Below are 22,941 nucleotides of genomic sequence, written 5' to 3'. Positions count from 1 at the left end.
TCCGCTAGGGGACGGGGACACCGATCTTGGGCGCGATAATGGGGGCGAGGCGGTTGGCGATCTTGATATGCCCGGCATCGTTTGGGTGCCCGTCGCCGTCGGCGTAGTCGACGCCGGTGGTCAGCCAGCCCTCGGTGTCGATGTAGTAGACGTTGGCGTCGCCGGAGGCGTTGCGCGCCGCCACCGCCGCCTTGGTCTCGGCGACGTAGCGCTGCTTGAACGTCTCCATCGCGAACAGGGCCGCATTCGGGTACTTCGCTCGGATGGCACGCAGGAAGGTGGTGTAGGCCGACTGGAAGGTGGAGCCGGTGACGTGGTGGCCGATGTCGTTGGTGCCGAGGTTGATCACGACGGCGTCGGCGCGGTAGCGGGAGAAGTCCCAGTCCGCGGTGCCGGTGCTGCCGAGCTTGAAATACTGGGTGCTCTGCCCGGCGCACCCCTCCTGCGCGACGAGGCAGTAGCCGGCGCGGGCGATCTGGGTGTGCCGGACGTGCAGTCTCTCGCCCAGCACCCAGCCGTACGCCGACAGCGCGAGCTTCGAATCGAGGTATCCGGCGGTGATGGAGTCGCCGACGAACTCGATGAGCTTGGTGGAGGGGGGCGGGGCCACGGTGGTCGCCCCCGGGTCGAGCACCAGCCCTTGGAAGATCGTGTCCCCTGAGCGGTAGGACACGCGCAGCGTGTGGGTGCCGGCGGGCAGCGGGGCCGGGGTTAGGTTCACGGTGCCCTTGACGCCGGCGTAGAACACGTCGGCGCCCCCGTCGATGCTGACGTACATGTTGACGGCGTCCCGCTGTTTGATCTTCACCGTGGTCCCGGTGAACGCGGTCGCGAGATAGGCGCCCGCCCAGTTCGGCACGTACCCGGTGCTCGAAGCGGTGTCCCACCGCCCGACATAGGTGATGTCGGGGTCGGGCGGGCTGCCGTCGCCGCCGCGCGGGGTCGGAGTTGGCGTGGGGCTCGGTGTCCGGCTCGCGGAGGGGCTGCCGGAGGGGCTCGGCGTGGAGGTCGCCGAGCCTGTGCAGGCGGTGCCGTTCAGCGTGAAGGAGGAGGGCACGGGGTTGGCGGAGTCGTTCCAGGAGCCGTTGAAGCCGAAGGCGGCGGAGCCGCCGGTGGCGAGGGTCGCGTTGTATCCGGTATCGGCCGCGGTGACCTGGGCCCCGTTCTGCGTGACGGTGGCGCTCCACGCCTGAGTAACCCTCTGACCCGCGGAGAAGGACCATGCCAGCGTCCAGCCGGAGACGGGGTCGCCGAGGTTCGTCACGGAGACGGCGGCGGTGAACCCGCCGGGCCACTGCGACGTGACGGCGTAGTCCACCCGGCAGGCGACGGCGGACGCCCCGGCCGCCGCCTGGTGGGTCACCGCGCCGATCAGTCCGGTCAGGGCCGCCACGGAGCACGCGACGACCGTGCGCATGCGCGAGCCGTACGCCGGGCTTCCGCTGCGGACCTGTGCGCGCTGCGCCGCCTGGCGATGACCGGTTCTTCGTATGCCACGCATTGGACCTCCGTCATGTGTGCGCCAACAGGAGCAGCCGCGAAGACCTCCGTCAGTTCGGCTCCAGATGCGGGAGCGGCGTGATCCCGCCGGTCGTGCGCCGCCAGAGGGAGAGTCAACGGCCGCCATGGCCAAGGTCAAGGCGTCGGCGGACGACTCTTGCCGTTCACCTCTTCAGCGGCCGATGACGGCGGAGCGGGCTGAATGTTTCAGCGGCCGGACCCGTGGCGGGCGACCAGGTGAAGCTTGCGTCGTCGGGCCCTCCTGGGGACGACGGCGGGTTTCGATTCAGCCGGCGCCGAGTGGCGCCCGGCATGATTCGCCTTGCCCAATTTGACTGTTTCGGTCATCTCCTGGTTGATGATCCGCAAGGATGATCGCCTGGACGCCGCCCGGACGGAGGGCGGCGGTTGGGAAAGGACAACGTATGCGCAGGTCCGCGAGTACGGTCGTCGTCGCAGCGGCGCTGGCCGTCGGAGGACTCGTCGCCAACCCGGCATACGCGATCTCCGCCGGTTACACCCCGGAAGGGGTGTGCGGCTCCGGTTTCGGCCGGGTCAGTGACGGCACCCGAGCCGTGAAGACCCGGTCGGGAGAGGTCTTCGGGCACGTCTACCTGCTCTACAACCGCAGGACGGCCCAGAACTGCGTCGTCACGATCAAGTCGAAGTACGTCGGCACGCCCACCAGGGCCACCGCCCAGCTCATGGTGCGGCTGTCCGGCACGAGGACGGCCGAGAAGATCGACCACGCGAAGAAGTACAAGTACTACGCCGGCCCGGTGAAGCTGAGTGCCAGGGACAAGTGCGTGAAGTACTACGGCACGATCGCCGACACGCGCGTCGACGGGGAGATCGCCAGCGGTGGCCGCCTGAAGTGGGGCAACTGCGGCTGACCCCCGCGAGTCCGTCACCGCGGCCTGATCCGGTGGACGTAGAGGCCGCCCGGCCGGTGCCGGGCGGCCTCGCCGTTCCCGGCGGACCTTTACCATCGGTGCGGCACGACCCGATGCGAGGAGACGTACGTCCAGATGGGCGCCAATCACAGTCACGGCACGACCGCTCCGACCGCCCCACCCGCGCCTGTCTCACGCCGGACCGTGGTGGCCACGCTGGCCGTCATCGTCCCCGTCGCCCTGGCGACGGTGGCCGCCCTGATATGGCTGTGGCCGGGCCACGGCCGGCTGGACGGCCCGGCCTCGCCCTCGCTGCGGCAGGTCGACGGGACGGTCACCGGCATCGTGGCCAAGCCCTGCCCCGCCGTACCGGGCGAGCAGGCGGCCGGTACGGCCGCGGCGGCGGACTCCGGCTCCTGCGGGGACGTCCGGGTCAGGATCACCAGCGGGCCCGACGAAGGCCGGAGCGTGACCACCGATCTGCCCACCGGTCCCGGTGCGCAGCGGTTCGCGGTCGGCGAGGACGTGGTGCTGGTCCATGTGCCGGACGGCGCGCTCGACGCACCGGAGTATCTGCTGTCGGACCACGACCGGTCCTCTCCGCTGTGGCTGTTCGTCGCCGCGTTCGCCCTGGCGGTCGTCGCCTTCGGGCGCTGGCGCGGGCTGACGGCGCTGATGGGGCTGGCCGTGACCTTCGTCCTGCTGTTGACCTTCGTCGTCCCCGCGATCATCGCCGGCGAGCCGCCGACCCTGGTCGCGATCACCGGCTCCGCCGCGATCATGCTGGCGGTCCTGTACCTCACCCACGGCTTCACGATCACGACGTCGATGGCGGTGCTGGGCACGCTGGTCAGCCTCGCCCTCACCGGTCTGCTGTCCGCCTTCGCCATCGACGTCGCGCACCTCACGGGGGTCACCGACGACAGCTCGTTCCTGCTCAACGGCAACTACCGGATCAACGGGCAGGGCCTGCTGCTCGCGGGGATCATCATCGGCGCGCTCGGCGTCCTCGACGACGTCACCGTGACCCAGGCGGCCACCGTGCGGGAACTGGCGGCGGCCAACCCCGGTTACGACTTCGGGCGTCTCTACCGGGCCGCCGCCCGCGTCGGCCGGGCCCACATCGCCTCGGTGATCAACACGATCGTCCTCGCGTACGCCGGGGCCGCGCTGCCCCTGCTGTTGCTGTTCAGCGTCGGCGACCAGCCGCTCGCGGACGTGCTGCGCAACCCCGTGCTAGCGCAGGAGATCATCCGCAGCGTCGTCGGCACGCTGGGACTCATCGCGGCCGTCCCCGTGACCACCGCGCTGGCGGCGCTGGCGGCACCCCGGCAGCGCTCCGGGAAGGAGCCGGCTGAGCGTCGCCGGCGGCGCGAGGCGGTCTGGGACGACTCAGACGATTCCCCCGAGACCCACTGGCCTTCCGGGTCCGGGACGGAAAACGATTGGCCCGCCGGGCGGCACATCCGATAGAACAGGCGGACACCTTGACGAGGAGAGGAGGGGACGAGCCGATGTGTACCGAGAATGTCGTGCCGGTTCCTTCCGGGGGTACGGCCGGACGCTGACCCCTGGGCGCGAGCGGGCACGCCTCACCTGAGGAAGCGCCGTGAACCCCGATAGTTTGATCATGCGCCCTGTCACGGGGCGTGCGGAACTCGACCTGTTCTGCCGCCTGCCGTACGTGCTGAACGACGAGCTGGACGACGACCTGGCCTCCGGCCGCCGGCGGCCCGAGTGGATGTGGATGGCACTGCGCGGCGACAGCCTCGTCGCCAGGCTGGCCTGGTGGGCCCCGCGCGCGGGCGAGCCACCGGCATTGCTGGACATCCTCGACCTCGACGACGCCGCGCCCGGACCGGCGAGCCTCGACGCCGGGCTCCGGTTGTTCGAGACCGCGAGCGCCGCGGTGCTGCCCGAAGGGGTACGCCCGCCGGAATACAACGCGTTCATCCCACCGCGGTGGCGTGACGACGCGGAGACGAGGCGCGCCGTCGAGAACCGTATGGCCGTGCTGGAGCGGGCCGGCGCCCGGCCGCTCGTCGAACGGCTGCGGCTGGAGTGGCGCCCTGGCGCTCCCATCGCGGCGCCGAGCGGGCGGCTGGATTTCCGGCCCGTGGCCGGCAGGGAGGAACTGGTCGCCCTGATGACCCTCGTCCTCGATGGCACGCTCGACGCCCACAGCCGCGCCGACCTCGCCCGCATGCCCGCCGAGCGGGCCGCGGCCGAGCACTACGACGACGAGCTCGCCCACTACCGAAGCCCACGGGAATGGTGGCGGATCGCCACGTCACCCGAGGGCGAACCGGTGGGATTCGTCATCCCGGCACGTAACGAGTACAACCCGGTGATCGCGTACATCGGGGTCGTGCCCGCTCACCGCGGCAACGGCTACATCGACGACCTGCTGGCCGAGGGGACGCGGATCCTCGCCGGGCAGGGCGTCCCGCGCATCCGCGCGGCCACCGACGTCGGGAACGTCCCGATGGCCCGGGCGTTCCTCCGGGCCGGATACGAGGTCATCGGGCGCCGGATCGACATGACATGGAGCGAAGGCGGGGAGCGGTAGGACGGTCGCCGGTGTCCGCCGGACAGCGGGAGCTGTGATGATGTCCTTCTTCGCTGCCGTGATCGCTCTGGACGAGGGGAGTCGCGTGAACGATCTGGTCGCCCGGCTGTGGCGGAGCATCGGCGGCTCGGTGCAGTGGCGGCTGCTGTGGATCTCGCAGGCGAAGTTCATGGTCGGTGTCACCGGGATCGTCCGCGACGGGGACGGGCGGGTGCTGCTGCTGCGGCATCGGTTGTGGCCGGAAGGCCGGCAGTGGGGGCTGCCCACCGGCTCCGCGATCAAGGGGGAGACCTTCCAGGACACGGTCGTCCGTGAGGTGCGGGAGGAGACCGGTCTGGAGGTGCGCGTCGGCGGGCTCGTGCGGCTCAGGAGCGGCTTCCGGCTGCGGGTCGAGGTGGCGTACGAGGCCGAGTTCGCCGGCGGCACGATGAAGATCGACCCCAGGGAGATCCTGGAGGCGCGGTGGTTCACGCCGGACGACCTGCCGGAAGGGCTGCTGGAGTCGCATCGGCTCCTCATCCTCGGCGAAGGCGGGCAGACCGGGGCGTTGTGACCGTCCCGGCCTGTGGACCGCGGCGGCGAAACGCGCGGATTCGCCTGTCTTGTCCGTCCGCCGTTCCACAGAGCGGTGTTCGGTAGGCACGGGCGGCTGTGGATTCGCGCAGGCTGTGGCCCTGCGGCAGTGCGAGGAGCGGTGGGTGCGGGGCCGGCTGCTCCTGCGGCACTTCCCGCGGCCGCTCCGGCGGTTGTACGTGCAGCACGTCGCGGAGGAGGAGCCATGCGAATCACCTATCCCGTGCCCGCTCAGACCTCGTCGGTCTTCGTCGTCGTCACGGACCGGACGCCGACCGATCTCTCGTCGATCGTCCCCTGGCGGATGGGGCCGTCCCACCGGCGCGCCGCCAGGGACGCGCTCGGCACGCCCCGGCTGACGCTGGAGGCCTTCCGGTCGACGCGGTCCCCATGGCGGCGGATGGACCTGGGCGCCGAGGACCTCAAACGGGTGAGACGGGCCCGTCATCACGTGGTGGTGACGAGTACCGCCCCGGTCGAGGAACAACCGGAGGCCGCCCAGGTCGCCCGGGCGGCCGCGCGCGGGATCACGGAGGCTTACCACGGCGCGTTGTACGACCCGCTCACCGGGGCGGCCGTCTACCACTGCGCGGACTGCCCGGGGGAGCGGCGGGACTTCCACCTCGGCGACGACTGGCTGGGCTGGAGGGTGTCGTGCGCCGACGAGGAACCCGCCTGCGCCCGCGGCGCTGCCGCTCGGGCCGGTGACGTCGGGGCCGATGTGGACGGCGGCTGCTCGTGCCTCGTCACGACCTCGCGCGGCCTGCGGCGCTTCGGGCTGCCGGAGATCACGCTGGCCGGCCTGGCCTGCGCGCACAGCCTGTGCTCGGTGACCGTTCTGCGCACCGTGGCCGAGGCACTGCTCGCGGGCCACTTCGCCTGGCTGTCCACCGGCCTCCGGTCGCCCTGCCGGGGCGTCGCCCGCCGCCTCCGGGTTGCCGGGACGGAGTACGCCGTGCTGTCCGGCGAAGCGGACCTGGAGACCGCTCCCGTCCGCATCCCGGGCGCCGAGTTCGGGTCCCTGCCCGGCATATCGGAGGGGCCGCGCGAGCGGCCTGAGGTGGCGGGGACGAGCATGCTGTCCCGGGACAGCGGTCGCATCGCCGGCGCCGAGTTCGGGTCCCTGCCCGGCATGCCGCACGAGGTGGGCGGAGTCCTGCGCGCACGCCTCACGCCGGACGCCGCCGCCCGCTCCTGCCTCAAACTCCGGCTGCCGGGCGGTCACGACGGAAACCCCCGCCACACGCCCGGCCTGCTGGTCGCGTGACCCCGCGGGCGCCGGGAGGATGCCTCGGCGCGGGCGTCGCGCCACCCCGGGCGGGTGGGCCGGTGATGCGGCGGGCCGCTGACCTGAGAGGGAACGTTTGGGTATCTATCAGACGTCTGTGAAGTGTGACCCTTTTCGGTGCTATCGACGACGAGATCCGGGACGCGCGGGAGCGCGCCAGGCGCCGGGACCAGCTCACCCGGCAGCGTGCCACTCTCCTGACTCAAATCGAGGAGGTCCGTGGCGTGCTCGCGGACCTGGAGCGGCAGCTCGCCAAGGAGGACCGCGACGTCGTCAAGCTGGAGCAGGGCGGTTTCACCGCCTTTCTGGCGGGGCTGACCGGGGGCAAGGAGGAGCGCCTGGCGCGGGAACGGGCCGAGGCGGCGGCGGCCCGCCAGCGGGTCACCGGCCAGCGGACCCGCCTGGAGTGGCTCACCGGCGACCTGCGCACCACTGACCAGGCACTCGCGGAGCTCGGCAACCCGCACCACGAGCTGGAGGCGTTGCTCGCCCGCAAGGAGCGGATGCTGGTCGAGTCGGGCGATCCGCGCGGCCGGGAGCTCGCCGACATCGCCGCACGGCTGGCGAACGTGAGCGCCGACCTGCGCGAGCACCAGGAGGCGCAGCAGGCCGGGGCCGCCGCGGGTCAGGCGGTCGGCTACGTCCTGCGGCATCTGGGCAGCGCTCGCGGCGCCTCGACCTGGGACATGTTCAGCAGCGGCGGGGGCTTCGCCGACATGGTCGAGCACGGGCACCTGCGTCAGGCCGACGAGGCGGCCTGGCACGCGCAGGGGGCGCTCGACCGGTTCTCCCGCGAGCTGGCCGACATCGGCGTCAGCGCGGCGCCCCAGCTGCCGAAGGTGGACACCCGCTGGTTCGCCGACGTCTTCTTCGACAACATCATCACCGATGCGATCAAGCATCAGCGGATCGCCCGTACGGCGGAGGCGGTGCGCGAGGTCGCCGAGTGGGTCGCGGCGTTGGTCAACCAGATCTCCGACCGCTGCGGTGAGCTGGCCCGTCAGCAGGAGTCTCTCGCCCGGCGGCGCGAGGAGGTCCTCGGCTCCTGACCGGTCCCGCCCGGCTCCGCAGAGTCGCCGACGGGGGTGCACTTTCGGTCGGGCCGCGCGGTTCGCGTCTTGGTCAACCCGCGCATTTCGCACCTTCGGTAGGCCGGTGGAGGTGTGCTTTCGGGCGGGCCGGGCGGTTCGCGCCTTGGCCAACCCGCGCATTTCGCACCTCCGGTCGGCCGGTGCGGTTCCGCCTTCGGTCGGCCCGCGCGCAGGTCCGAGCGTCGGTTCTCAGATCGCGTAGCCGGCCGACCGGGCGAGGCCGCCGAGCACCGCGAGGGTGCGCTCCTGCTCCCGGGGGTCCCCGTACGGCGATGCGGCGAACTCGGTGACGCCTGCCTCGGCGACCCGCCGGATCTGGTCGACAACCGCGCGCTCGTCGCCGACGATCACAACGTCCTCCGGGCCGTCCGCGCCTTCCCGGTCGAGCACGGCCCGATATTCGGGCACCTGGCCCGCCAGGCCGAACTCTCCGGCGATCCGCCGCCGGGTGCCCGCTTCGTCGTCCGTCACGCAGACGATAAGCCCGGCGACGACGCGGGGGGAGGGGCGCCCGGCGGCGTGGGCCGCCCGCGTGACCGTCGGGACGATGTGGCCGGCCAGGGTGCGGGGGCCGGTCATCCAGGTCACCACACCGTCCGCGTGCTCGCCCGCCAGGCGCAGCATGGCGGGGCCGAGGGCGGCCAGCAGCACGGGCGGCGGCGCGGCGCCGGGAACGTGCACCGTGCCCTCCGCTGTGAACGTCTCGCCCCGATGGCTCACCTGCTCGCCCCTGAGCAGGGGACGGAGCACCGACAGGTACTCGCGCATCCGGGCGACGGGCCGATCGGCGGGCAGCCCGAACATCGTCCGCGTCATCATCGCGATCCCCGCACCGATGCCGAGCGTGAGCCGGTTGCCGGTCGCCGCCTGGACGCTCAGGGCCTGGCTCGCCAGTACCAGCGGATGACGTGCGGGCACGGGAACCACCGAAGAACCCAGCGCGATGCCCGGCACCTGTGCACCTGTCACGGCCAGCGCGGTCAGCGCGTCCCAGCCAAGTGCCTGCGCGGACCAGGCGGTGGCGAAACCGGCCTCCGCCGCCGCCCGTACCTGGCCGGTGAACTCCTCGGCCGTCGCGGCTCCCCGTACCTCGCCCACGAGAACACCGATCCTCATCGAACGGCTCCTTCCGGCCCTCAACCGGAGAACTTCTCCGGTTTGGGTGCGGCTAGAATACGGAGAACCTCTCCGGATGGCAATGTGAGGTTGACGTGACGACCGAAAGCGCCAGGGCCCGTGGGCGGCAGGCGGAGCCCGGCGACGCGGGCTCATCGGCCGATGCTCCCGGGAGCCGGCGGATGCGGGCCGACGCGCGGGACAACCGCGAACGCGTGCTGCGCGCCGCCAGAGCCGCCTTCGCCGAGCACGGAGCCCAGGCGTCGCTCAACAAGATCGCGCAGAGCGCGGGGGTGGGCGCGGGCACGCTGTACCGCCATTTCCCCACCCTCGGGGCCCTGCTCGTGGCGATCATCGGGGACGACGTGGCGGCGCTGTGCGAGAAGGGACGCGACCTGCTCGGCCACGAGTCGCCGGCGGAGGCGCTGCGCACCTGGCTGCGGGCCGTGGCGGTGCACGCGACCGCGATGCGAGGCCTGGTCGCCGCGCGACTGGCCGTGCCGCCCGCGCCGCACGCCGACGCGGCGCTCGCGGCCTGCCACGAGCGGATCCGCGCCACCGGCGCCGCCCTGCTCGAACGCGCGCAACGGGACGGCGCGGTGCCCGGCGGCATCGGGATCGCCGACCTCCTCACCCTGGTCAACGCGATCGCGTGGGTGAGCGAGCAGGCCCCGGATGACGAATATCTGCTTGACCGTCTCCTCGCCCTCGTGCGCGGAATGGAGCCATCCGCCCACGAGGAGGGGACATGACGAGCAGGGTGACGGCGGTCAGCCGTAGCGCGACCCACACTTTCAGCAAGACGCCGCTGGAGTCGATCCGGCTGCTGACCGGCCTGGGCGTCGAGGGGGACGCCCACGCCGGGGTGACCGTGAAGCACCGGTCGCGGGTCGCCCGCGATCCCAGTCAGCCGAATCTGCGCCAGGTGCACCTCATCCACGCGGAGGTGCACGACGAGCTGCGTGAGGCGGGCTTCGCCGTACGGGCGGGGGACATGGGGGAGAACGTCACCACCAGGGGCGTCGATCTGCTCGCGCTGTCCACCGGGACCCGGTTGCACCTCGGCGAGACGGCCGTCGTCGAGGTGACCGGCCTTCGCAACCCCTGCCTCCAGATCGACGGTTTCCAGGACGGGCTGCTGAAGGCGGTGCTGGACCGGGACGAGGAGGGCACCCTGGTGCGCAAGGCCGGGATCATGGGCGTCGTCCTCGCGGGTGGCGAGGTCCGGCCGGGCGACCCGATCCGTGTCGAGCCGCCGGCCGGCCCCCACCACCCTCTTCAGGTGGTCTGAGCCCCGGAGGCCGGCGGCTCAGAGAGGACGTCGGCGAAGCGGTCGGCCTGTTCCGGGTCGCGTCCGCGGCGGTACGGCATGACCTCGTCGGCGAAGGCGAGGACGGCGCGGCGATGACGGCCACGAAGTCGACGTCGCTGGTGTTCGGGCGGAAGTCGCCCAAGGCCACGGACCCCTCCAGATACAGCCCCTCGACGAGGCCGCCGGCTTCGGCGTCGATCGCCTCGAGGTAGGCGGCTATGAGGTCGTCGACGGGAGCGGGGGCGTCATGTGACGGCAGTCTGCCGGATCACCATGGCCGGCATCATCCCCTCGGGTCCGGCGCGGGCGTTCGCTGTCTCAGGGGAGTGTGCCGCCCGGTCGCAGCGGCGGCGGCACGAACAGGACGTCCCGCGAGGAGGGGCGGTCATCCGCTCGATCAGGGCGCGCCGGCCCGGCCCGTCGGCCGGCCCGACGCCCTCTCTCGTACACAGGCCTCAGTGGATGTGGCCCGGTTCGTCGTGGTCGTGGTCGTGGTCGTCCTCGTCCTCCAGGACCCCCTCCGACGGCTCGACGCCGAGCATCGCCTCACGCGGCTCGATCTCGGTGACGTGTTCGACGAGGCCGAGCACGTGGTCGGGTTCGATCAGCCACTGCAGGGCCGCCGCGCCCGTCTTGTCGGAGTTGACCAGCTCGATCTGCTCCTGCCGCTCGGCGTCGTCCAGTTCGGCCTGGGGGTCGCGGATCTCGGCGAGCGCCGCCGCCTGCAGCGCGTCGACATCGAGGACCTCGACCACCAGGTCGACGGTGAGCCGCAGATAGCGACCGGTGTCCGTTCCATCGCTCATGGTGGTGATCCTATCGGCAAGCCGTTATGGCAGTTTCCACTCGACCGGCGCCCCGCCCTGCTGCTCCAGCAGGGCGTTGGCCCGGCTGAACGGACGGGAGCCGAAGAATCCGCTGCGCGCGGACAACGGGCTGGGGTGGGCCGACTCGATGCACGGCACCTCCCCCAGCATGGGGCGCAGGTTGCGGGCGTCACGGCCCCACAGGATCGCCACGAGCGGCCCGCCCCGCGCGACCAGCGCCTTGATGGCCTGCTCGGTCACCTCTTCCCACCCCTTGCCCCGGTGGGAGGCGGGCTTGCCCGGCATCACCGTGAGCACCCTGTTGAGCAGGAGCACTCCCTGCTCGGTCCACGGGGTGAGGTCGCCGTTCGACGGCGCGGGGTGGCCGAGGTCGGCCGTGTACTCCTTGAAGATGTTGATTAGGCTCCCCGGCAGCGGCCGTACGTCCGGGGCCACGGAGAAGCTCAGGCCGACAGGGTGACCGGGGGTGGGGTAGGGGTCCTGACCGACGATCAGCACCCGGACCTCGTTCAGCGGCTGCTTGAACGCGCGGAGCACGTTCTCGCCCGCCGGGAGGTACTGGCGGCCTTCCGCGATCTCCTGCCTGAGGAAGTCGCCCATGGCGGCGATGCGCCCGGCCACGGGTGCGAGGGCCTCGGCCCATCCGGCTTCCACGAGTTCGTGCAACGGACGTCCTGACATGTCCGCGCACTCTATCGGCTTTTCCGTCCCCGTACGGCCCGGCGGGGGAAAGATCGGATGCCCGCTTACCCCCGTGAAGCGGGCATCCGACGCCCTCTCGGCACGGTTCGCCACACACGGGACATTTCCCATGGCGACCGCGGTGATGCCGGAGACCCCGGGACTTTCGGGGCCTCCGGCCGGGTCACTTGACCGAGCCCGCGAGCAGGCCCTGCACGAAATACCGCTGGAAGGCGAAGAACAGCACCAGCGGGATGATGAGCGACAGGAACGCGCCCGGCGCGAGGATGTCCACGTTCGTGCCGAACTGTCGCATCTGGGATTGCAGTGCCTTCGTCATCGGCTGGTTGTCGGTGTCGGCGAACACCAGCGCGACGAGCAGGTCGTTCCACACCCACAGGAACTGGAAGATGCCGAGCGACGCGATCGCGGGCTTGGCCAGCGGGAACACCACGGTGGCGAAGATCCGCCACTCGGGCGCGCCGTCCATCCGCGCCGCCTCGAGCAGCTCGCGCGGGATGCCCACGAAGAAGTTGCGCAGCAGGAAGATGGCGAACGGCAGGCCGAACGCCACGTGGAACAGCACGACCCCGAGGATCGAGCCGAAGATCCCGAGGAACCCGTACAGCTTGGCGATGGGGATCAGCGCGATCTGCACCGGGACGACCAGCAGGGCGATGACCACGAGGAACACCGTGTCCCTGCCGGGGAACTCGATCCAGGCGAACGCGTACCCCGCCATGGCCGCGATGCCGATCACCAGCAGCGTTGCGGGCACCGTGATCAGCACCGTGTTCCAGAACGAGGAGCTGAAGCCCGACGCGAGGAGGTTCGAGTAGTTCTCGAACGTGATCTGCGCCGGCTTGGTGAACAGCGTCCACCAGCCGGAGGAGTTGTTCTCGGTCTCGCCGCGCAGCGAAACGATCAGCAGGCCCAGGGTCGGGAGCAGCCAGAACAGCGCGACCAGGATCATGAAGACCTGCACCACGCCGCTGCCGAGGCGGTCGGTCACCCGCGTGATCAGGCCGCGGGCGACCGGCTGCGCGTGCCGGGGTTCGGCCAGGGTCGTCATCCCTCGTCCCTCCTGAACCGGCGGATGTTGAAGATCATGAACGGCACCACCAGGACGAGCAGGAAGATGGACAACGCGCTACCCATGCCCTGGTTGCCTCCGCCGCCGAACGAGACGCGCCACATCTCCAGCGCGATCACGTTGGCGTTCGGCTGCACGGACCCGGGGGCGATGATGAACACCAGGTCGAAGACCTTGAGCACGTTGATGATCATGGTGACGAAGACGACGAGCAGCACCGGCGACAGCAGCGGCACGGTGATCCGGCGGAAGACCTGCCACTCGGTCGCGCCGTCGATCCGGGCCGCCTCCAGGGCGTCGCGGGGGATCGCCGACAGCCCGGCCGCGATCAGCACCATCGCGAACCCGGCCCACACCCAGATGTACGCGCCGATGATCGCAGGGGTGATCAGCGACGGGCCGAGCCAGGTCAGGCCGTTGAACGGCGCCGTGAAGTTGTCCTGCGGCAGCCGTACGACGTAGGAGCCGGCCGGGAGGCCGGAGAAGCGGAACGTGCCGTCCGCGGCCGTCTCGGTCGTCGCCTTGACCGCGCCGCCGGAGACCGCCTCGACCGTGATGCCGGCCAGGCCCTTCTCCTGCGGGTCGATCTGGTTGAGCGTGCCACCGCCGCCGCGGACCACGTCGAGCCAGACCGTGCCGCTGAGGCCGTCGCCACCGCCGGCCGGGGCGGCCTTGGCGGGCGCGGCGTCCTTCACCACGTCCTGGCTGAGGCCGACGAGCGGGATCAGCACCGGCGTGCCCGGCTGCGCCTGCTGCCGGGTCACCACCGCGCCGCCCTGCACGACGGCGGGCGCCTGGTCGTTCTCCCGCGGCCGGGCGCCGGGGTATCCGGCGCTGGAGGAGAACGTGTCGTGGACGGTGGTGATGATGGCGTTGGCGACACCCTTGTCGGGGTCCTGCTCGTAGACGAGGCGGAAGATGACACCGGCGGCGAGCAGTGAGACGGCCATCGGCATGAACAGCACGAGCTTGAACGCCGTGGACCAGCGGATGCGCTCGGTCAGCACCGCGAAGATCAGGCCGAGCGCGGTGACGATGATCGGGGCCACCACGACCCAGATGATGTTGTTCCTGATCGTGGTGAGCGTCGCGGAGTCGGTGAAGATCGACAGGTAGTTGCCCAGTCCGACGAAGCGGTCACCGGTGGCGTCGAAGAGGCTGCGCCAGATCGAGTAGATGACCGGGTAGATCACCCACGCGGCGAGCAGCAGCACCGCGGGCAACAGGAACAGCACCGCCAGCCTCGGCGACGGGCCGAGCCGTACGGGCGCCTCAGCCGCGCCCGCCGGCGCGACCGCGCCGGGCGGGGCCGCCGTCGGGTACCCGGCCGCCGCCGGACCCGCGGGCGGCTCGTCCGGGGCGGCCACGGGGTCCGCGGTGGCGGTCTCCGGGTCCGGGGAACCGGAGGAGTCCGAGGAGCCGGGGGAGTCCGAGGAGACGGGGGAGTCCGAGGAGCCCGAGGGGGCGGGGGAAGGATCTGCAGGGGTATCGCGCGGGCCGGAGGAGGCCCCGGCGGCGGAGTCGCCGCCGCCGGCGGCCTGCGGGCCGTCCAACCGTTCGGTCACGGCCGTCCTTCCTTTACTTGAAGGCCTTGGCGGCGTCCGCCTCGAGCTTCTCCTGCGCGCCCTTCACGTCGGAGGGGTTGCGGAGGAAGTCCTGCAGGTCCTTCCACTCGCCCTTGCCGTCGGTGCCACCGAAGGCGCTGGGCGCCAGGTCGGACATGTCGTACCGCACCGACTCACCGGCAGAGATGATCGTCTGAGCGAGCTGCTTGGTCAGGTCGTCGGGGTAGTTGTCGGGCGAGACGTTGCGGTTGGGGGACAGGTAGCCCGGCTGCTTGGCCCAGACCTCGCCGCCCTCCTTGGAGGCCAGGTACTCCAGCAGCGCCTGCGCACCCTTCGAGTCCTTCATCGCCACCCCGACGTCACCGCCGAGGACGACCGGCTCGGTGTCGCCCGCCTTCGGGAAGGGCATGACCTTCGCCTCTTCGCCGACCTTCGCGCCCGACTGGCCGACGGAGGCGGCGACGAAGTCGGCCTCGATGACCATCGCGGCCTTCTTCTGGCCGTACACCTGGGTGACGCAGGTCGGGAAGTCGGTCTGCAGCGCGCCGGACGAGCCGCCGAGCATGAACTCCTTCTTGCCGAAGATCTGCGCCATCTTCTCCAGGGCAGTCTTGACCGTGGCGTCGGTCCAGGGGATCTCGTGCTTGGCGAGCTTGTCGTAGTTCTCCGGGCCCGCGGTGGAGAGGTAGACGTTCTCGAACAGGTCGGTCAGCGTCCAGCCGGAGGCACCGCACAGCGCGAACGGCGCGACGCCGGAGTCCGACAGCGTCTGGGCGTTCTTGATCAGATCGTCCCAGGTGGCCGCGGGCTGGGCCCCGGCGTCGTCGAAGGCCGACTGGCGGTACCAGACGAGCGACTTGTGCGCCGCCTTGACGAGCACGCCGTACACCTGGCCCTTGGCGGAGCCGAGCTCCTTCCAGTACGGCGTGTAGTTCTGGTCGATCTGCGCCTGCACCTCGGCGGACAGTGGCTTGAGCGCGTTCTCGTCGGCGTACTGCTGCACCAGGCCCGGCTGCGGCAGGATGGCGACGTCCGGAGGGTTGCCACCCTGGATGCGGGGGCCGAGGTAGGCGCCGGTGTCCTCACCGGTGGAGGCGTAGGTGACCTTGGCGCCGGTCTTCTCCTCGAACGCCTTGAGCACCTTCTCGAAGTTGGCCTGCTCGTCGCCGGTCCACTTCGCGGCGATCTCGATCTTCTCGCCCTCCAGCGGCTTGGCGCCGGCGGCGGCCGAGGCGCTGCCCTGGGCCGCGGGCTCGCTGCCCGAGCCGGTGCCGGAGTCGCTGCCGCACGCGGCGGCGGCGGCGAGGGCGAGGCACGCGACCATGATCGGGGGGAGTTTGCGCATATCTATCCTCCGGGCTGGATGACCTCGCCGAGCCCCTGTTTGAGGTCGGCGACGGTCTCGTCTACGGGTTTGGCAAGGGTGAGCGCGCCGGTGACGGCGCTGGAGATCAGCAGGCTGACCTGGTTGTAGTCGGCGGTGACCGGCCTGGGCCGGGCCGACACGATGGCCTCCTTGAGCGCGGGCAGGTACGGGAACCGTTCGATGAGCTCCGGGTCGTCGTACAGGTCCGCCCACACCGGGGGGAACGAGCCCTCGGTGAGCACGAGCCGTTCGTTGTCCCGCCCGGTGAAGTAGCGGATGAAGTCGAGAGCCGACTTCTGCCGCTTGGAGAAGGCGCTGATGGCGAGGTTGTAGCCGCCCAGCGAGCTGGACCCGGGCCCGTTGAGGCCGGGCAGCCGGGCCACCGAGAACTTCCCGGCCAGCTTCGAATGGGCGGCGGGTCCGTACGCGTGGGGCCAGTTGCGGGCGAACAGCAGCCGCCCCTCCTGGAAGGCGAGCCGGGACTCCTCCTCCTTGTACGTCAGCGCCTCGCGGGGGATCCACCCCTCCTTGACGCCGCCGACCAGGAAGCCGAGCGCGGCCCGCGCGCTGCCGAGGTCCATCGTGACCGTGCGGGCGTCCGGGCTGAGGATCGACCCGCCCGCCGACTGGACGGCCTCGGCGAAGTTGACGGTCAGTCCCTCGTACGGAAGGAACTGTCCGGCGTATCCCCCGATGTGATACTTCGCGCTCAGGCGCGTGGCCTGCTCGCGCAGCTCCGCCCAGGTCCTGGGCGGCTTAAGGTGCTCCTTCTTCAGGATGTCCGACCGGTAGTAGAGCAGGCCGGCGTTGCTGGTGTAGGGCGCCGCCCACAGCCTGTCGCGGTAGATGGCGGTGTCCGCGACGCCCTTGAGCAGCTTGTCCAGGGGGAACAGGCTGCGGTCGAGCGGCGCGATCCAGCCGGCGTCGGCGAACTCCGCCGTCCACATCACGTCGAGTGCGAGCACGTCGTAGACGTCGTTGTGCGCCTGCAGGTTGGCCACCATCTGGGCGCGCTGCTCGTCGGCCGCCTCGGGCAGTTCGAGCAGCGACACCGGCTCGTCCGGGTGTGCCTGGTTCCACCGGTCCAGCAGCGGGCGAAGGTACGCGGTGGTGTCCCTGCCGATCGCCAGTGTGATCGGCCCGGTGCCGTCGCTGCCCACAGCGGACTCGGTGCCGGTGTCGGCGAGCCCCGCACACCCAGCCACCAGGAAGGTGACCAGGACGACGACGGCTCGGCGAACCATGTGGCCTCCGTATGAAAAGCCGGTTACATACGTGTTAGGTAGGTGCATGCATGTTATGCATAGCGATAATGTGAGCGTCAACGGATCAGCCCGTAACGCTCCGATAACTGCTCGATACGGCTTGGGGGGTGGGCGCGTGCGGCAGTCGCTGCTGGCGCTCCTTGCGAAGGAACCTGCCCACGGATACGAGCTGAAACAGGCACTGGAAACGATCTTCGGCGGCGCCTACCCGTCACCCAACATCGGACAGATCTACGTCACCCTGGGCCGGCTGGAGAAGGACGGCTTCGTCCGCTCGGTCGACGTCGAGCAGGCCAACCGGCCGAACAAGAAGGTCTACTACATCACCGCCACCGGCCGGGAGGCGCTGGAGACCTGGGTGGAGGAGCCCACCGAGGGCCCCCGCGTGCGCGACGAGTTCTTCATGAAGCTCGTGCTGGCCCCGATGACCGGGTTGTCCGACCGCATGGCTTTGGTGAACCGGCAGCGACGGCACTACCTTGCGCTCATGAGAGACCTCCGCGAGCTGGCCGAGCGCACCGACCCGGCCAACCGCGTCGCGTTGCTGCTCATCGAGGGGGCCATGCTCCACCTCCAGGCCGACCTCGACTGGCTCGAGCGCTGCCAGGAGGACCTGCCATGAGCGAGCGGAGCGGTGCTCCCGTCGTCCGGGCGGTCAACCTGGTCAAGATCTACCAGACCGGCGGGCTGCCCGTACCGGCCGTACGCGGAGTCGACCTGACGGTCGAGGCCGGGGAGTTCGTCGCCATCATGGGCCCGTCGGGGTCCGGCAAGTCCACGCTGGTCCACATGCTCGGCGGCCTGGACACGCGTACCAGCGGCGAGATCTGGCTGGACGGCAAGCGGGCGGACACGCTCTCGGAGAGCGGGTGGGCGGTGCTCCGCCGCGAGAAGATCGGCTTCGTCTTCCAGTTCTTCAACCTGGTCGCCAACATGACCGTGGCCGACAACGTCGAGCTCCCCGCGCTGCTGGGCGGCGTTCCGCCCCGGCAGGCCAGGGAACGGCGCGAGTACCTCCTCGGCGAGCTCGGCCTCGCCGACCGCGCCGAGGCGTCGCCGGCGCAGCTCAGCGGTGGCGAGCAGCAGCGGGTCGCGCTGGCCCGCGCGCTCGCCAACCAGCCCCGGCTGCTGCTGGCCGACGAGCCGACCGGCAACCTCGACAGCCGCAACACCCGTGACGTGCTCCGCCTGCTCGGCAAGGTGCACGGGCAGGGCCAGACGATCGTGCTGGTCACCCACGACGCCCGGGTGGCGAGCATGGCCGACCGCGTCGTCAGCCTGCTCGACGGTCAGATCGTCGACGACGGCGCCATCCCGAAGTCGCGCCGGCGCCCCTCGGGAGCGGCGGGGGACGTCGTCGAACTCCGGAGCTGACCCGGTGCACCGCCAGGAATCACCCGAACTCCCGGACGGTCTGCGTGATCACTGTGCGCGCCGCCTCCGGCTCGCGGAAAACTGCAAGATCATGAACTGCTCCGTCGCGGGTCACGCCCCCTCGCTGCGACCTATCGCAAGATCACGCCATGTTGTCCCGCAGGTCACGGATCACGGCGGGGAGGTGGGGTGGTGACGGTGAGGACCGCCGAGCTGCGGTGGATCCGCGCGGACCTGCGGGCGCGCCGGGGGCAGGCCGCGCTCACGGTCCTCGCTGTGGCGGGGATCGTCACCGCTCTGATCGTGGCGGCCACGCTGCTGGAGGACGGCACCAACCCCTGGCGCGGCCTGTTCGCGCGCAGCAACAGCGCGCACATCTGGATCCACAGCAAGGACGTCCCCGACGTGTCCGCGCTGCGCGGGCTGAACGGCGTGACCGACGTCGCCGGGCCGTACCGCAGCGCGCCCGCCACGCTGGTCACCCGTGGCCGGCGGGTGCCGATCACCCTGCAGGAGACGCCGGCGGCCTTCCCCGCGGTGGCCCGCCCGCTCCTGCGCGAGGGCCGCTGGCTCGACGTGCGCACCCCGAACGGCGTGGTCGTCGAGCGGTCGTTCGCCCGGGCCCTCGGCCTGCGGCCGGGCAGCCCGTTCACCGTCACCGGACTCAACGGCGCGACCCACACGCTGACCGTCGCCGGACTGGCCGAGAGCGGCGACCAGGGCTTCTACCCGGAGTGGACCCCGGGTCTGGCCTGGACGCTCGCGCAGACGCTCAACGTCGTCGAGCCCGCGCCGGGCCGCACCGAGACCGTGACCGGGCTGCGGCTGGCCGATGCCGCCACCACCGACCTCGTCGTCCAGAGGGCCGTCTTCACGTTGCGCAACCAGGTGCAGCGGGTGACGACCTGGCGCGAGGTGCGGGCTTCGATGGAGCTGGACAACCGGCTGCTCGGCCTGCTGCTCGCGCTGTTCGGCGGCGCGGGCCTGGTCGCCGCCGCGCTCGCGCTCGCCAACGCCGCCGGGGGCCGGGTGCTGATCCAGCTGCGCGACATCGCCACGCTCAAGTCGCTCGGGTTCACCCGGGGTCAGGTGGTCCGGATGCTCGTCGCCGAGCACGGCACGCTCGGGTTGCTCGGCATCGCCGCCGGCGCCGCCGCCGCCCGCCTGATCACGGCGTACGCCATGGGGGAGACGGTCGTCGTGCCGCTGTCGGCCGGCCCTCTCGCGGCGATCATCGCGGGGACGTCGCTGACGGTGCTGGTCGCGGTCCTGATCCCGGCCTGGCGCGGCGGGCGCACCCCGCCGATTCCGGCCGCCCCCGCGGCACCGCCGCGCGGGCACCTGTCCCGGCTGGCCAGGGTCGCCCTGCTCGTACGGCTGCCGCCCGCGCTCGTCCTCGGCGCCAGGGACGCCTTCACCCGCAGGACGCCGGCCGCGCTCACGGTATGCGGCGTCGCCATCCCGATGATGATGATCGCGATCGGGCTCGGCTGCTGGGCGACCCTGGACGACTTCAGCCGCCACCCGGAGAGGGTGGGCCAGGCGGCGGCCCTGTCCCTGCGGCCGGGCGAGCTGACCGCCGAGGAGGCGCGCCAGCGCGCGATGGCCGATCCGGACGTGGTGGCGGCCTACCCGGGAGCCGAACTCGACGCGCTCGTCCCCTGGCAGACGAGGACCGTGCGGACCAGGGCGCTCGGCCTGTCCTCCGACCCGTACCCCTTCCCGGTGGTGGAGGGCCGGATGTTCGCCGACCGGGGCGAGGCCATCGCCGGGCAGGGACTGCTCGATCTCCTCGGCGTACGGATCGGCGACCGGGTCCGCGTGACGATCGGGGGCACCCCGCTGATCGTGCGGATCGTGGGCCGGGTGGTCGAGCCGGAGCAGGACGGTGAGGTGCTGTCGTTCGGGGTGGACAGCCTGGCGGCCAAGGACGCGTTGCCGCCCCAGTTCTACGCCCTGGTGCTGCGGCCCGGCGCTGACGCGGCACAGGTGCGTGCCCGGCTGCAGGGGCAGGGACTCGAGGTGGCCCAGGCCGTGAACCCGGCCGACCGGCTGGCGGTCATCCGGGTGATCATCGTCGCCCTGGTCGCCGTGCTGGCCCTGATCGGGCTGGCCAGCCTGCTGACGGCCAGCGCGCTCGGGCTACGCGACCACGTCCTCGACCTGGCCGTGCTCAAGGCGATGGGCCTGACTCCCCGCCAGGTGATGGCGACGCTGGTCACCGCCACCGGCCTGCCCGCCGCGGTGGGGGTCGTGCTGGGAGCGGCGGCGGGGGCGTCCTGCTCCCGGTGGCTGATCGACCTGGAGGGCCGCGGCAGTGGCGTCGGCGCGGGTATCGGCCAGGCCCCGACGCCGGGCATGCTGGCCGCGACCCTCGTGAGCGCGATCGGGGCGGCCCTGCTTGTGGCGCTGATCCCGGCCCGGCGGGCGGCGCGGGCACAGGTGCCCGTCACCGCCCGCTGAAGGGCCCCTCCCGCTGTAAAGAGCCCCCCGCTGGAGGGAACTTCAGCAGGGGGCGCCCTTCGCGGAGCCCGTCAGGCGTCCGGCGACCTGCGCAGGGACAGCCAGTAGAAGCCGTAGCCCGGCAGCGTGAGCAGGTAGGGCAGGTCGCCGACCATCGGGAAGGAGACGCCGCCGCGGCACTCGACCGGCGTGATCCCGGTGAAGCGCCGCAGGTCGAGCTCGACCGGCTGGGCGAAGCGCGACAGGTTGTTGACGCACAGGACCACGTCGTCGCCCTCCTCCCGCAGGAAGGCCAGCACGCTCGGGTTCGGCGACCACAGCTCGGTGTAGTCGCCGGTGCCGAAGATCGGGTGCTCCCGCCTGATCTGCAGCATCCGCCGGGTGAAGTGCAGCAGCGACGACTCGCTCTTGACCTGGGCCTCGACGTTCACGGCCTGGTAGCCGTACACGGGGTCCATGACCACCGGCAGGTAGAGCCGGCCGGGGTCGGCGTCGGAGAACCCGGCGTTGCGGTCCGGGGTCCACTGCATCGGCGTGCGAACCGCGTCGCGGTCCTCCAGCCAGATGTTGTCGCCCATGCCGATCTCGTCGCCGTAGTACATGACCGGCGAGCCCGGCATGCTGAGCAGCAGCGCCGTGAACAGCTCGATCTGGTCCCTGTCGTTCTCCAGCAGGGGGGCCAGACGCCGCCGGATGCCGAGGTAGGCGCGCATGCGCGGGTCCTTGGCGTACTCGGCGTGCATGTAGTCGCGCTCTTCCTCCGTCACGGTCTCGAGCGTCAGCTCGTCGTGGTTGCGGAGGAAGATGCCCCACTGGGCGCTTTCCGGCAGCTTCGGCGTGCGCGACATGATCTCGGAGATCGGCTCGCGGCTCTGCCGGCGCACGGCCATGAAGATGCGTGGCATCAGCGGGAAGTGGAAGGCCATGTGGCACTCGTCGCCGCCCACGGTGGGGTCGCCGAAGTACTCGACCACGTCCTCGGGCCAGCCGTTGGCCTCGGCGAGCAGCACCCGGTCGGGGTAGATCCGGTCCACCTCGGCGCGGATCTTCCTGAGGTAGTCGTGGGTCTCGGGCAGCCCGGAGCAGGAGGTGCCCTCGCGCTCGAACAGGTAGGGCACCGCGTCCAGCCGGAAGCCGTCGACGCCCAGGTCGAGCCAGAAGCGGATGACCTCCATCATCGCGTCCTGGACGTCCGGGTTGTCATAGTTCAGGTCGGGCTGGTGGTGGAAGAACCGGTGCCAGTAGTACTGCTTGCGCACGGGGTCGAACGTCCAGTTCGACTCCTCGCTGCCCACGAAGACGATCGGGACGCCGGAGTATTTGTTCGGGTCGTCCGACCAGACGTAGAAGTCTCCGTACGGGCCGTCCGGATCCTGCCGGGAGGCCTGGAACCACGGGTGCTGGTCGCTGGTGTGGTTCATGACCAGGTCGGTGATGACCCGCAGGCCGCGCTCGTGGGCCGCCTCGATCAGCTTCACGAAGTCGCCGAGGTCGCCGAACTCCGGAAGGATCTTGAGGTAGTCCGAGATGTCGTAGCCGCCGTCCTTGAGCGGGGACTCGTAGAGCGGCAGCAGCCAGAGGCAGTCGACCCCGAGCCACTGGAGGTAGTCGAGCTTGTCGATCAGCCCGCGCAGGTCGCCGGTGCCGTCGCCGTTGGAGTCCTTGAATCCGCGGACCAGTACCTCGTAGAAGACCGCGCGCTTGTACCAGCGGGGGTCCTGCGAGGTGAAATCGGTGATCTCCGGGAGATCGCCGGGTGAGGCCCCGAATGGCCCCGAGGCGGGGTCAGGGCAGGGCGCAGCAGCGTTCATCTGGTTCTCGCTTGAGATAAGAGGGGGCGCGTGGTCAGGTCACACCCGAGCTTTGAAGCTCACGCCGTGATGTTTGGCTCTAGTTGACCAAAAATACCACTCAAGGTGGCCTGACCGAAAAGGCTGACAGGGGTCTGACATGCAGTTTTTACCT

The 22,941-nt window shown here is 71.1% G+C and carries 21 protein-coding genes; 11 read left to right on the top strand and 10 right to left on the bottom strand.

Annotated elements, in window-relative coordinates; translation table 11 throughout:
- Positions 1–4: 4 nt before the first annotated feature.
- Positions 5–1,501, bottom strand: a complete 1,497-nt coding sequence (locus HHX30_RS12600) for a cellulose binding domain-containing protein (RefSeq protein WP_211591914.1) — start codon at positions 1,499–1,501, stop codon at positions 5–7.
- A 424-nt stretch (positions 1,502–1,925) separates the two neighbouring features.
- On the opposite strand from HHX30_RS12600, the gene HHX30_RS12595 reads away from it, so the two are divergent.
- The 6 genes from HHX30_RS12595 (at position 1,926) to HHX30_RS12570 (ending at position 7,872) form a co-directional block, all read left to right on the top strand.
- A complete protein-coding gene (locus tag HHX30_RS12595) occupies positions 1,926–2,393 on the top strand; it encodes a hypothetical protein (protein WP_169982073.1) in 468 nt (155 codons plus the stop codon).
- Positions 2,394–2,528: 135 nt separating this feature from the next.
- Positions 2,529–3,866 (top strand): YibE/F family protein, encoded by a 1,338-nt coding sequence (locus tag HHX30_RS12590; protein ID WP_169982072.1) that lies wholly within the window; start codon positions 2,529–2,531, stop codon positions 3,864–3,866.
- Between the two features lie 157 nt (positions 3,867–4,023).
- Positions 4,024–4,962 carry a GNAT family N-acetyltransferase gene (locus HHX30_RS12585; RefSeq protein WP_169982071.1) on the top strand — a complete coding sequence of 313 codons (939 nt, stop codon included), beginning with the start codon at positions 4,024–4,026 and terminating at the stop codon, positions 4,960–4,962.
- An 85-nt stretch (positions 4,963–5,047) separates the two neighbouring features.
- A complete protein-coding gene (locus HHX30_RS12580) occupies positions 5,048–5,515 on the top strand; it encodes an NUDIX domain-containing protein (protein ID WP_169982070.1) in 468 nt (155 codons plus the stop codon).
- A gap of 225 nt (positions 5,516–5,740) precedes the next feature.
- A complete protein-coding gene (locus HHX30_RS12575; protein WP_169982069.1) occupies positions 5,741–6,802 on the top strand; it encodes a hypothetical protein in 1,062 nt (353 codons plus the stop codon).
- A 125-nt stretch (positions 6,803–6,927) separates the two neighbouring features.
- On the top strand, positions 6,928–7,872 hold the full coding sequence (locus HHX30_RS12570; RefSeq protein ID WP_169982068.1) for a hypothetical protein: 945 nt from the start codon (positions 6,928–6,930) through the stop codon (positions 7,870–7,872).
- Between the two features lie 231 nt (positions 7,873–8,103).
- Here HHX30_RS12570 and HHX30_RS12565 read toward each other — a convergent pair whose 3' ends face one another.
- Positions 8,104–9,030, bottom strand: coding sequence for a TIGR03564 family F420-dependent LLM class oxidoreductase (locus HHX30_RS12565; RefSeq protein WP_169982067.1), 927 nt, complete (start codon positions 9,028–9,030; stop codon positions 8,104–8,106).
- A 95-nt stretch (positions 9,031–9,125) separates the two neighbouring features.
- On the opposite strand from HHX30_RS12565, the gene HHX30_RS12560 reads away from it, so the two are divergent.
- Together HHX30_RS12560 and HHX30_RS12555 are read left to right on the top strand one after the other, a co-directional pair.
- The gene (locus HHX30_RS12560; protein ID WP_311922344.1) at positions 9,126–9,782 is read left to right on the top strand and encodes a TetR/AcrR family transcriptional regulator; all 657 of its coding nucleotides are present in this window, start codon (positions 9,126–9,128) and stop codon (positions 9,780–9,782) included.
- Positions 9,779–10,321: an MOSC domain-containing protein gene (locus HHX30_RS12555; protein ID WP_169982066.1), complete on the top strand. Its 543-nt coding sequence runs from the start codon at positions 9,779–9,781 to the stop codon at positions 10,319–10,321. The genes HHX30_RS12560 and HHX30_RS12555 overlap by 4 nt, the downstream gene beginning before the upstream one ends.
- Here the strand turns inward: HHX30_RS12555 and HHX30_RS43710 are convergent.
- The 7 genes from HHX30_RS43710 to HHX30_RS12520 form a co-directional block, all read right to left on the bottom strand.
- A complete protein-coding gene (locus HHX30_RS43710) occupies positions 10,224–10,490 on the bottom strand; it encodes a hypothetical protein (protein WP_396703806.1) in 267 nt (88 codons plus the stop codon). The genes HHX30_RS12555 and HHX30_RS43710 overlap by 98 nt on opposite strands.
- Before the next feature lie 307 nt (positions 10,491–10,797).
- Positions 10,798–11,148, bottom strand: coding sequence for a hypothetical protein (locus HHX30_RS12545; RefSeq protein ID WP_169982065.1), 351 nt, complete (start codon positions 11,146–11,148; stop codon positions 10,798–10,800).
- A 24-nt stretch (positions 11,149–11,172) separates the two neighbouring features.
- Entirely contained in the window at positions 11,173–11,850 is a 678-nt protein-coding gene (locus tag HHX30_RS12540) for a uracil-DNA glycosylase (RefSeq protein WP_169982064.1), read from the bottom strand.
- Positions 11,851–12,034: 184 nt separating this feature from the next.
- A complete protein-coding gene (locus HHX30_RS12535) occupies positions 12,035–12,922 on the bottom strand; it encodes a carbohydrate ABC transporter permease (RefSeq protein WP_169982063.1) in 888 nt (295 codons plus the stop codon).
- Positions 12,919–14,310 (bottom strand): ABC transporter permease subunit, encoded by a 1,392-nt coding sequence (locus tag HHX30_RS12530; RefSeq protein WP_169982216.1) that lies wholly within the window; start codon positions 14,308–14,310, stop codon positions 12,919–12,921. Before HHX30_RS12530 ends, HHX30_RS12535 begins: the two co-directional genes overlap by 4 nt.
- Before the next feature lie 211 nt (positions 14,311–14,521).
- The gene (locus HHX30_RS12525) at positions 14,522–15,853 is read right to left on the bottom strand and encodes an ABC transporter substrate-binding protein (RefSeq protein WP_169982062.1); all 1,332 of its coding nucleotides are present in this window, start codon (positions 15,851–15,853) and stop codon (positions 14,522–14,524) included.
- Positions 15,854–15,855: 2 nt separating this feature from the next.
- The gene (locus tag HHX30_RS12520) at positions 15,856–17,118 is read right to left on the bottom strand and encodes an ABC transporter substrate-binding protein (protein ID WP_169982061.1); all 1,263 of its coding nucleotides are present in this window, start codon (positions 17,116–17,118) and stop codon (positions 15,856–15,858) included.
- 136 nt (positions 17,119–17,254) lie between these two features.
- On the opposite strand from HHX30_RS12520, the gene HHX30_RS12515 reads away from it, so the two are divergent.
- The 3 genes from HHX30_RS12515 (at position 17,255) to HHX30_RS12505 (ending at position 20,976) form a co-directional block, all read left to right on the top strand.
- Entirely contained in the window at positions 17,255–17,761 is a 507-nt protein-coding gene (locus HHX30_RS12515) for a PadR family transcriptional regulator (RefSeq protein WP_169982060.1), read from the top strand.
- Positions 17,758–18,513: an ABC transporter ATP-binding protein gene (locus HHX30_RS12510; RefSeq protein WP_169982059.1), complete on the top strand. Its 756-nt coding sequence runs from the start codon at positions 17,758–17,760 to the stop codon at positions 18,511–18,513. Before HHX30_RS12515 ends, HHX30_RS12510 begins: the two co-directional genes overlap by 4 nt.
- A gap of 192 nt (positions 18,514–18,705) precedes the next feature.
- A complete protein-coding gene (locus tag HHX30_RS12505; protein ID WP_311922342.1) occupies positions 18,706–20,976 on the top strand; it encodes an FtsX-like permease family protein in 2,271 nt (756 codons plus the stop codon).
- Between the two features lie 71 nt (positions 20,977–21,047).
- Here HHX30_RS12505 and treS read toward each other — a convergent pair whose 3' ends face one another.
- Positions 21,048–22,787, bottom strand: coding sequence for a maltose alpha-D-glucosyltransferase (gene treS / locus HHX30_RS12500; protein ID WP_169982057.1), 1,740 nt, complete (start codon positions 22,785–22,787; stop codon positions 21,048–21,050).
- Positions 22,788–22,941 lie beyond the last annotated feature (154 nt).

The sequence above is a fragment of the Microbispora sp. H10836 genome (assembly GCF_012999525.1).
Lineage (GTDB): Bacteria > Actinomycetota > Actinomycetes > Streptosporangiales > Streptosporangiaceae > Microbispora.
This window is presented reverse-complemented; position numbering and strand designations above follow the sequence as displayed.

Coding starts and splice junctions, on each gene's coding strand:
- HHX30_RS12545 (WP_169982065.1), bottom strand. CDS start 11,148: ATGAGCGATGGAACGGACACCGGTCGCTATCTGCGGCTCACCGTCGAC.
- HHX30_RS12540 (WP_169982064.1), bottom strand. CDS start 11,850: ATGTCAGGACGTCCGTTGCACGAACTCGTGGAAGCCGGATGGGCCGAG.
- HHX30_RS12595 (WP_169982073.1), top strand. CDS start 1,926: ATGCGCAGGTCCGCGAGTACGGTCGTCGTCGCAGCGGCGCTGGCCGTC.
- HHX30_RS12585 (WP_169982071.1), top strand. CDS start 4,024: ATGCGCCCTGTCACGGGGCGTGCGGAACTCGACCTGTTCTGCCGCCTG.
- HHX30_RS12575 (WP_169982069.1), top strand. CDS start 5,741: ATGCGAATCACCTATCCCGTGCCCGCTCAGACCTCGTCGGTCTTCGTC.
- HHX30_RS12520 (WP_169982061.1), bottom strand. CDS start 17,118: ATGGTTCGCCGAGCCGTCGTCGTCCTGGTCACCTTCCTGGTGGCTGGG.
- HHX30_RS12535 (WP_169982063.1), bottom strand. CDS start 12,922: ATGACGACCCTGGCCGAACCCCGGCACGCGCAGCCGGTCGCCCGCGGC.
- HHX30_RS12600 (WP_211591914.1), bottom strand. CDS start 1,501: ATGCGTGGCATACGAAGAACCGGTCATCGCCAGGCGGCGCAGCGCGCA.
- HHX30_RS12555 (WP_169982066.1), top strand. CDS start 9,779: ATGACGAGCAGGGTGACGGCGGTCAGCCGTAGCGCGACCCACACTTTC.
- HHX30_RS12525 (WP_169982062.1), bottom strand. CDS start 15,853: ATGCGCAAACTCCCCCCGATCATGGTCGCGTGCCTCGCCCTCGCCGCC.
- HHX30_RS12590 (WP_169982072.1), top strand. CDS start 2,529: ATGGGCGCCAATCACAGTCACGGCACGACCGCTCCGACCGCCCCACCC.
- HHX30_RS12510 (WP_169982059.1), top strand. CDS start 17,758: ATGAGCGAGCGGAGCGGTGCTCCCGTCGTCCGGGCGGTCAACCTGGTC.
- HHX30_RS12565 (WP_169982067.1), bottom strand. CDS start 9,030: ATGAGGATCGGTGTTCTCGTGGGCGAGGTACGGGGAGCCGCGACGGCC.
- treS (WP_169982057.1), bottom strand. CDS start 22,787: ATGAACGCTGCTGCGCCCTGCCCTGACCCCGCCTCGGGGCCATTCGGG.